Here is an 8,594-nt window from a genome sequence, read left to right as displayed (position 1 = left end):
TTATTCACTTCAGGAATGGTCTGTAATTCCGTGTTAATAGCCTCCAAATTCACCTTTGCCGGAGCAAACTGCATCAATATCCTAACACTTTCCTTTATTAAACCCCAGCTTGAGTAAACAAGATAAAGTGCAATTCCTATCGATAGAACTGAATCTACCCAGGCAACGTCCCACAAATACATGGCTAATCCTCCTAAAACAACAGCTACTGATGAAATCATATCTGTAAGGAGGTGTAAATATGCCGATCGCATATTCATATTATTCTTAGCATCTTTTTGAACCAGCAAAACACTCAAACCATTCAATACGATTGACAAACCACCCAAAATCATAACCAAGCCTGATTGCACTTCTATAGGATCAGAAAAACGGGAGATAGCTTCTTTCAATAAGAAAAAAGCGATTACAATTAAAGAAACAGCGTTGATTAGAGCTGCCAATATCTCTGCGCGTTTATACCCATACGTTTGAGAGGGAGTTTGATCCTTCTTCGATAACTTGCTCGCAAACCACGAAATAATAAGAGCCAGCACATCACTAAAATTGTGCATTGCGTCGGACATTAATGCCAAACTACCCGAAATAAATCCACCAATAACTTGAGCGAGAGTTATGCCAATATTTAAGACAATAGCTATTGCTAGATTTCTACCTTTTAAATCGCCATGATCATGCCTGTGTCCGTGCTCGTGTTTGTGCTCACCCATATATTTAATGTTAATATGTTTTCTATTAATTATCAATAATAGCCTTCTTTCCTCTTACAAATATGCTTGCCTAAAGATAAAAAAGATTATCCTTATCGAAATTAAATATAAATAGAATTCAATTCTATATAACAGACGTCAAACACCAACTTCATTTACACCTACAAACCAACAACTTAGTAACATTGAAAAATCAAAACCATACATCGAAAGACAACAACAACACATATACACATTTGTAGATTCATTAATGTTTCTATCTTTACCCCTATCATGAAAACTCCGAGTTATTAACAACTAAGCCTCTGGTATGTTTTAATAACCGATGGGTAATACAGGAAACTTAATTGCCTCCCGTGGACTAGATCCTAAATTGGAAAGGAGAAATATGTGATTTGGCTTCTGGGCTGCATACCTCAACAGGAACAATCCCAACATGCTAAAAAACAGACAACTCCAATTTTGTTTATCATTGAGTTTTCTTAAATTTAGCAGAGTGGAAAAAATTTACAAAAACATATTATTAATAGCTGGAACGGGTCAGAATGTGGGTAAAACACTTTTTGCCAGTCAAGTGATAGCGCAGCATGCTATCCATTTTCCGGTTATTAGTATTAAAATCGCTCCACACTTTCATAGACTGAATCCTGACGCACAAATCATAGAAAAAGGCACTGACTATACTATCATAAAAGAATTAAATGCTGATGGCAATAAGGATAGTCAAAGATTCTTAACTGCAGGATCAAAAGAGGTCTATTACGTTCAATGTATGGATAATAAACTACCCATCGTTTTTGATAAGCTTATGAAACGCCTACCACAAGATTCACCAATCATATGCGAATCAGGAGGTTTAAGGCAAATTATGAAACCGGGTATTTTCTTAATAATTAATAAAACAAACAATAACCAAATAAAACCTCAAGCTATAAGAGATAGAGAACTAGCAGATAAATGGATTGAATTTGATGAACAAAGATTCGACTTTGATCCAAAAAATCTAAAATTCTCAAAATCTGGCTGGACGATTCAAAACTAACCCTATGATCACTTTTAATGAAGCCCTAAAAACAGTAAAACATGCTACTAAGAAATTAGAAAAAGAGCATATTGAACTATCAAAATGTTTAAACCGCGTTTTAGCTGAAGATGTAATATCGCCTATTGCTATTCCTCCATTTAATAAATCAGCAATGGATGGATTTGCTTGTCGTCAGGCTGATTTATCGGAGACACTTGAAATACTTGAAACAATTCCTGCGGGAACTCCTCCAACAAAATTTATTGGAGAGAAACAGTGTTCAAAAATAATGACTGGCGCGATGGTTCCTGAGGGTGCCGATTGCGTTATCATGGTAGAACATACAGAAACAACTGATGATAAATTTGTTCGTTTTACAGAAACAAAAACAAAAACGAACATTTGTATCCAAGGTGAAGATATTCAGGAGAATGATGTTGTTTTAAAGAAAGGAACCCGATTAAAACCACAACACATTTCTGTACTAGCTGAAGTTGGATGTACACAACCTCTAGTCTATAAAAGAGTAAGAGTTGGAATCATAGCAACGGGAAGCGAATTGGTAGAACCGAGTGAAACCCCAGCTCCAACACAAATCAGGAATGTCAACTCATGGCAATTGATGGCCCAACTTGAAAAAATTGGTATCACAGGCAATTACTATGGTATCGTTGCAGATTCGAAAGAAGCGACTAAAGAGGTTATCGCCAAATGTATTGAGGAGAATGACCTCCTTATTATTTCGGGTGGTGTTTCAGTAGGTGAATACGATTATATTCCGCAGATATTAAAAGAATTAGAATTCAATATTTGGTTTCACACACTAAGTGTAAAACCCGGTAAACACACCGTATTTGCGACTCGACAAGGTAAATATGTTTTCGCTATGCCTGGCAATCCAGTTTCATCATTTGTACAATTTGAGTTACTAGGGAAAGCCTTAGTTTTTCGTTTGATGGGACACGATTATCATCCGGGAATTGTTCGCTTACCAATTTCATGCGATTATAAAAGAAAACGAGTTGATCGATTGGAGTTTATACCCGTACGATTAAATGCCAATAATCAAGTGATTCCTGTTGATTATCACGGATCGGCACATATTAATGCATTCACCCAGGCTGATGGTATTATGGCCATCCCAAGAGGTGTAGATGAATTTACAGAAGGAGAATTTGTACATGTTAGACAGATATAAAAGAAATATTAGTTACCTCAGAATCTCAGTCACTGACCGATGCAATCTTCGATGCACATATTGCATGCCCGAAGAAGGTGTCGATCTGATGGCTCATGAAGATGTGTTGAGTTTTGAAGAGATCGTGAACTTTGTTGAAGAAGCTGTTAAAACCGGGATTACAAAAGTTCGCTTAACTGGCGGTGAACCATTGGTTAGAAAAGGGATTGTTGAGCTTGTTGAAAGAATTGCCAATGTTAAGGGGCTCGAAGATTTAGCTCTTACTACGAATGGTATATTACTGGAAAAGTATGCCGATGACTTGGCTAAAGCCGGGCTGAAGCGTGTTAACATTAGTTTGGATACTCTCAATCCAAAAACCTACCGAGAAGTCACTCGATATGGTGACATTGAAGATGTATTTAGAGGTATTGAGGCATCAAAAAAAGCTGGATTAACGCCTATTAAAATCAACTGTGTGCGCATGCCAGACAGTAGCGAAACGGAATTAATTGCTCTAAAAGCCTATTGCAAATCCAATGATCTTGACTTGCGTTTTATCCGACAAATGGATTTGGAAACAGGTGATTTCTCCATAGTTGAAGGTGGCGAAGGAGGTAATTGCAAAAAATGTAATCGCATTCGCCTTACAGCTAATGGTAAGGTAAAACCCTGCTTATTTAATCAGAATGAATTTGATGTAAAAGAGTTGGGTGCTAAAGATGCCATAAAAAAAACCATTGAAAGCAAACCTGAAGAAGGGAGCAGAAACAAAATTGGGAAGTTTTATAATATTGGAGGATAATATTAATGTGATAATTAGGTGAAATGATGATGTGTTGATTGAAACACTTAATCACAAAAAACGAATTAACTAATTTACAAACTCCGAAACATACAAATTCACTAAGTACAGATGACTAATAATAAGTTCACTCATATAGATAAAGACGGCAAAGCCAACATGGTTGATGTCGCTCATAAAAATCCACAGATTAGAGAAGCAAAAGCTTCTGGAAAAATCATATTATCATCCGAAACTATCGAATTGATTCGTGATAATAATATGAAAAAAGGTGATGTATTAACCATTGCAGAAATTGCAGGAATTCAAGCAGCCAAGCAAACCAGCAATCTTATCCCTCTTTGTCATACATTAATAATTACAAAAGCTGAGGTAAAATGCAAGCTAATGGATAATGGCGTACAGGTTAATACACGTGTAAAATGTATTGGGCAAACCGGAGTCGAAATGGAAGCCCTCACAGCCGCTAGCGTGGCTTTATTAACCATTTACGACATGTGCAAAGCCGTTGATAAAAACATGATTATGGAGGCGATCAAATTAGACGAGAAAACTAAAGTTGATCTCTAAAACAAATATTTTATTCATCTCCAAAAAAGCACTAAAAAACTCATCTCAAATGACAAAAGTAGATATACTCTCAGTAAATATTTCTGATAAAAAAGGTATCGTTAAAAAGCCGGTACCATCAATCGAACTAAATAAAATGGGTGTTGCACAAGATGCTCATGCTGGGAACTGGCACCGTCAGGTTAGTCTATTGGCTCAAGAAAGTATCGATAGGTTCTCAGAACAAGCGAAACGTAAAATTGAATTTGGTGAGTTCGCTGAAAACATTACAACTCAAGGAATTATTCTACATAAAACAGCTCCCCTTGATCGTTTCATTATGGGCGATATGATTTTGGAGGTTACTCAAATCGGTAAAAAATGCCATGGCGATAATTGCAGCATCTTTAGAGAAATTGGTAATTGTGTGATGCCTAAGGAAGGGATCTTTTGTCGTGTTCTCGAATGTGGTGAATTAAAAGCTGGTGATCAATTAGAATATCAGCCTCGTATCATGAAAACACTCATTATAACCCTTAGCGATCGTGCTAGCCGAGGTGAATATGCAGATAAGAGTGGGCCCTTACTTAAGAAATTAGCTGAAGATTTTTTCAAATCTAAAAATCGTCATTTCGATATCGAAACAGTCATTATTCCTGATGACGAAGAACTGTTAAAGACGATTCTTTTGAAAGCAACGGCTGAGAACTACGATATGATTTTCACAACAGGTGGTACAGGCATTGGACCTAAGGATATCACTCCTGATGTGGTTAAGCCTTTATTAACCAAAGAGATTCCTGGTATCATGGAATTGATTCGTGTGAAATATGGTATGGAAAAAGCAAATGCTCTTGTTAGTCGAGGCATTGCTGGTGTTATGGATAAAACTTTAATTTACACACTACCTGGCAGCCCTAAAGCCGTCAATGAGTATTGCTCAGAGATTTTCAAAACCATTGAGCACTCATTATACATGCTAAATGAGCTGGATTTACACGGATAAAACCTTTTTTTCAAAATTCTTAATCTGATTATCAAAGCATTCAAACAAATATTGGCTACAGGTGCATTTTTAATTTGGCAGAAGCCCTTTTTTGACTTACATTTGCACCCGTTATCAGAACAGATAATAACACGTATTGGAGAAATGGCAGAGTGGTCGAATGCGGTAGTCTTGAAAACTATTGTGCGGCAACGTACCGGGGGTTCGAATCCCTCTTTCTCCGCATTTAAAAACGCAAACCTTTATTAATTAAGGGTTTGCGTTTTTTCATATCAACGATTTATCAACCGCAGCAGATTCTTCACTTTTTGCCCATTAAAACCTAATTGTACAAATCCATATATTCCTCTGGACCGTCTATATAAATATCAGTGCCACATTCTGGACAACGAGATTTGGCGTTAAACTTAAATCGCCCTCCTCATTTACATTTCCGTAATTTCTTTTCAATTTGCAACTCATACTCTTCTTCTGAAATCGAATCTACTTCTAAGTTCTCTTAAATGTGTTTATCTCTATTCATCGAAGCGATATAATAAGGCCCTCCAACACCTTTAATATATCTTAAATGCAATTCCCTAATTCATCAAAGGAAATAGCTCTATTCTCTCTAAAGCATCACATTTAATAAAATGAAAGAACATACCTCCTCCTTAGGTAAAGCCATACTGAATGTACTGATGACTAAATAATGATTATAAATTATTTTCTCCTTAGGTAAAGTTATGAACAACTTTGTAATACTGTTTTATATTTAACATATCCTTATCTTCCTATAAGGCGATGTTTTTTGTATATTCTAGCCTGCACTTGGGTTTTGTATGAAAAAAATGCCCCACACCTTTAAGGGTATGGGGGTATGTTGATTAGTAATTAAGTCAGGTTTTATTGTACTTCTTCCTCAACTTTTTTTACGCTTGGCAGAATCTACAATCATGCGTGCTGATTTGTCCATCATAAAAGCTATGAATCCCCGACACGAAATCCTTACATCTATCTCCACAAGAACATCATCGCCTATTGTTTATGAACAACAATATTTCCATTTATAATAATTTTCTTGCATAAATGAGGCCAATCAGAAGTATTCGTAGTGGTGGGAAATGTGGTATTTGAATCAAACCATTTCCAGGTTATGCCATCACCATTCACTCCTGGTGAGCCATTATCATGTACTTTAACAGCTATCATCTGACCTACTCTGCAATTTTTGCCACTCAATGGATTTCCTTTATCTCCACCACCAGAAGTTCCTGATTCGTGATCAACATCATCAGTATCATCATCCGAACAACCTCCATCATCTGTGTCATCGTGAGAACATCCACCATCATGGGCCGCGTCACTGTCATCTACATCATCATGTGAACACCCAGTATCCTGATTGGTATCATCACTAGAATCTCCACCTTCATGATCTGTATGATCATCTCCGGAACATCCGGTATCATGCCCCCCATCATCATCTTCACATCCTTTGCTATCGGAAACCACTTGAGCCACAAACCATGCCTTGTTTTGATCGCTGTCAATATGAACATCTATTACCGAGGCTTTTATTTCTCTGTGAAAAGTGTAATCAGCTTCAGTAACTAGGAAAACGATGTCTCCTTTAGAATTTTCAATTTCATCCCCTTCGTGGGCATTAAAATCAAAAAATGCAAGAAGTTGTTCAGGTTGGCTTCCCTTTTCATTGGCTTTCTCCCCCCCTTTCCAAATAATTTCAACAGATCCGATGGCCTTTCCTAATTTTTGCTTCGATCGTTTTAAAGCTTTACTGTTCAGCTCATCAATTTCACCGGAACTATCAGGCAAAGGCTCATCGAACTCCTTATTACAGCTAGTTGTACAAAAGATCATGAGAAAAATTACGAAGGTTGTTTTTAGTAGTTTCATCTGTTTTTAGTTTTTTAAAAGATTAAAGTAAGGTGGTAAATTTTAGCTGTAATAATTACAACTAACGACATACAAAATGAGAGGTTCAAATTCAGTACAATTCTTAAAATGAATGACTTCTTGAGTTCTAATCGAATGAACTAATAAGTTTCCTGAGAAATTTACTAAGCACTTTCAGATGTCGTTACGAAAGGAGAGGGTCTATTATGAAATTGACTTTTTACAGCCTTATTAAATTTACAACACATAATATAGCAATTAATAAACTAACCTTTTTCATGATAATTTCAATTTTAAGGTTTATAATAGTTATTGAAATAAATAATTGAAGACTATATCAAGTAATATCATTTACTGCTAACATATTTTAAGTTAAAATTTCCATATCGACTTTATCAAATTTACCAAAACAGACTGATTAATAAAATACACGTTTTCGGGTAAAATAATGAGTGTGAGTGTTGCTTGCTTAAAATTAGGTTTCTAAATGTTAAAATCATAGACTAATCACCTCGACAACTTTAATTCCCGCAAAGGAGCATAAACACAACTATTTCCTATATAACGATCCAGCAACAAACTTACTAACTTGGATTCCTTGGGATAATAACGAAGCTTTACAATATGGGAAACAAAGTGGCGCACTAAGCTTATCACTAAGTGAAGTGAGCTCATCATGGCCTTTAATCAGCTACTTGACTGATGATGAAGACTATAAACAAGTTTACAAAGATTACCTACTTCAATTTATAAATGAGGTGTTTGTTCCATCAAAACTTAGTGAAGCTTATACAAACTATTACAACATGATTAAAGACTATGCTTATGCCGAAGAATCTGGTTATACTTACCTTAGATACGACTCAGAATTCGATCAGGCAGTTGAGACCCTTAAATTGCATGTGCAGGAAAGAAACGATGCTGTTAATAGCTATTTATAGCACTGATCGTTAATATGAAGATTACTACAAAACACAAATCGACACAACGATATTTCTCTCAATTATTCTCTTATAATATCCATGAACTCTCAAGTGAACACAAATATTTGCAAAGCTATAAACAGCAATAAATCAGTTTAATTAACAGACACTTTAAACTCCCTCTCTCTCCGCTGACAGAAGCATCAAGGTTGAAAAACTTTGGTGCTTTTTTTATGCACTAAACTTTCTTGGATGAATCTCAAACCCAACTCTTGTAACTGATCCGAACTGAGAGAGGAATTATCACTCTCTATAAGCAGAACTAGGAGCTCTGATATGAATAATTAAAACACATACAAGTAGATACTCATATAGTGGCAAAAGCAGCCTATAAGAACCAGAACATGAAAACTGGCATGATTAAATGGGACTCTCTTGATGCTGTAAAGAATAGCACCAAGCGTATAAGCCAAGCCACCCGCGAAAAGCCAATACAAACCTTCA

General features: G+C 36.1%; 9 protein-coding genes, 1 tRNA gene and 1 riboswitch. Of the genes, 7 read left to right on the top strand and 3 right to left on the bottom strand.

Annotated features, from left to right (window positions below; genetic code table 11):
• Positions 1–710, bottom strand: a 710-nt coding sequence (locus ABY905_RS10725) for a cation diffusion facilitator family transporter (RefSeq protein ID WP_372643520.1), incomplete at its 3' end; no start/stop codon positions are given.
• A gap of 269 nt (positions 711–979) precedes the next feature.
• A riboswitch (molybdenum cofactor riboswitch) is annotated at positions 980–1,110 on the top strand.
• A 96-nt stretch (positions 1,111–1,206) separates the two neighbouring features.
• On the opposite strand from ABY905_RS10725, the gene ABY905_RS10720 reads away from it, so the two are divergent.
• The 6 genes from ABY905_RS10720 (at position 1,207) to ABY905_RS10695 (ending at position 5,494) form a co-directional block, all read left to right on the top strand.
• Positions 1,207–1,752 (top strand): hypothetical protein, encoded by a 546-nt coding sequence (locus ABY905_RS10720; RefSeq protein WP_372643517.1) that lies wholly within the window; start codon positions 1,207–1,209, stop codon positions 1,750–1,752.
• Positions 1,753–1,756: 4 nt separating this feature from the next.
• A complete protein-coding gene (gene glp / locus ABY905_RS10715; RefSeq protein WP_372643515.1) occupies positions 1,757–2,932 on the top strand; it encodes a gephyrin-like molybdotransferase Glp in 1,176 nt (391 codons plus the stop codon).
• Entirely contained in the window at positions 2,889–3,716 is an 828-nt protein-coding gene (locus ABY905_RS10710) for a GTP 3',8-cyclase MoaA (protein WP_372643513.1), read from the top strand. Before glp ends, ABY905_RS10710 begins: the two co-directional genes overlap by 44 nt.
• A gap of 111 nt (positions 3,717–3,827) precedes the next feature.
• Positions 3,828–4,286: a cyclic pyranopterin monophosphate synthase MoaC gene (moaC, locus tag ABY905_RS10705; protein ID WP_372643511.1), complete on the top strand. Its 459-nt coding sequence runs from the start codon at positions 3,828–3,830 to the stop codon at positions 4,284–4,286.
• A gap of 49 nt (positions 4,287–4,335) precedes the next feature.
• Entirely contained in the window at positions 4,336–5,271 is a 936-nt protein-coding gene (locus tag ABY905_RS10700) for a molybdenum cofactor synthesis domain-containing protein (RefSeq protein WP_372643508.1), read from the top strand.
• 138 nt (positions 5,272–5,409) lie between these two features.
• A tRNA-Ser gene (locus tag ABY905_RS10695) sits at positions 5,410–5,494 on the top strand.
• Between the two features lie 794 nt (positions 5,495–6,288).
• Here ABY905_RS10695 and ABY905_RS10690 read toward each other — a convergent pair.
• Positions 6,289–7,167 carry a hypothetical protein gene (locus tag ABY905_RS10690; protein WP_372643505.1) on the bottom strand — a complete coding sequence of 293 codons (879 nt, stop codon included), beginning with the start codon at positions 7,165–7,167 and terminating at the stop codon, positions 6,289–6,291.
• Between the two features lie 506 nt (positions 7,168–7,673).
• On the opposite strand from ABY905_RS10690, the gene ABY905_RS10685 reads away from it, so the two are divergent.
• A complete protein-coding gene (locus tag ABY905_RS10685; RefSeq protein WP_372643525.1) occupies positions 7,674–8,108 on the top strand; it encodes a CotH kinase family protein in 435 nt (144 codons plus the stop codon).
• Between the two features lie 326 nt (positions 8,109–8,434).
• Here the strand turns inward: ABY905_RS10685 and ABY905_RS10680 are convergent, their stop codons facing one another.
• Positions 8,435–8,587, bottom strand: a complete 153-nt coding sequence (locus ABY905_RS10680) for a hemolysin III family protein (protein ID WP_372643523.1) — start codon at positions 8,585–8,587, stop codon at positions 8,435–8,437.
• Positions 8,588–8,594 lie beyond the last annotated feature (7 nt).

This window comes from Ancylomarina sp. (genome assembly GCF_041555295.1).
Classification (GTDB): Bacteria; Bacteroidota; Bacteroidia; order Bacteroidales; family Marinifilaceae; genus Ancylomarina.
Note: the sequence above shows the minus strand (reverse complement) of the source record. Positions and strands in the feature narration are given on the sequence as shown.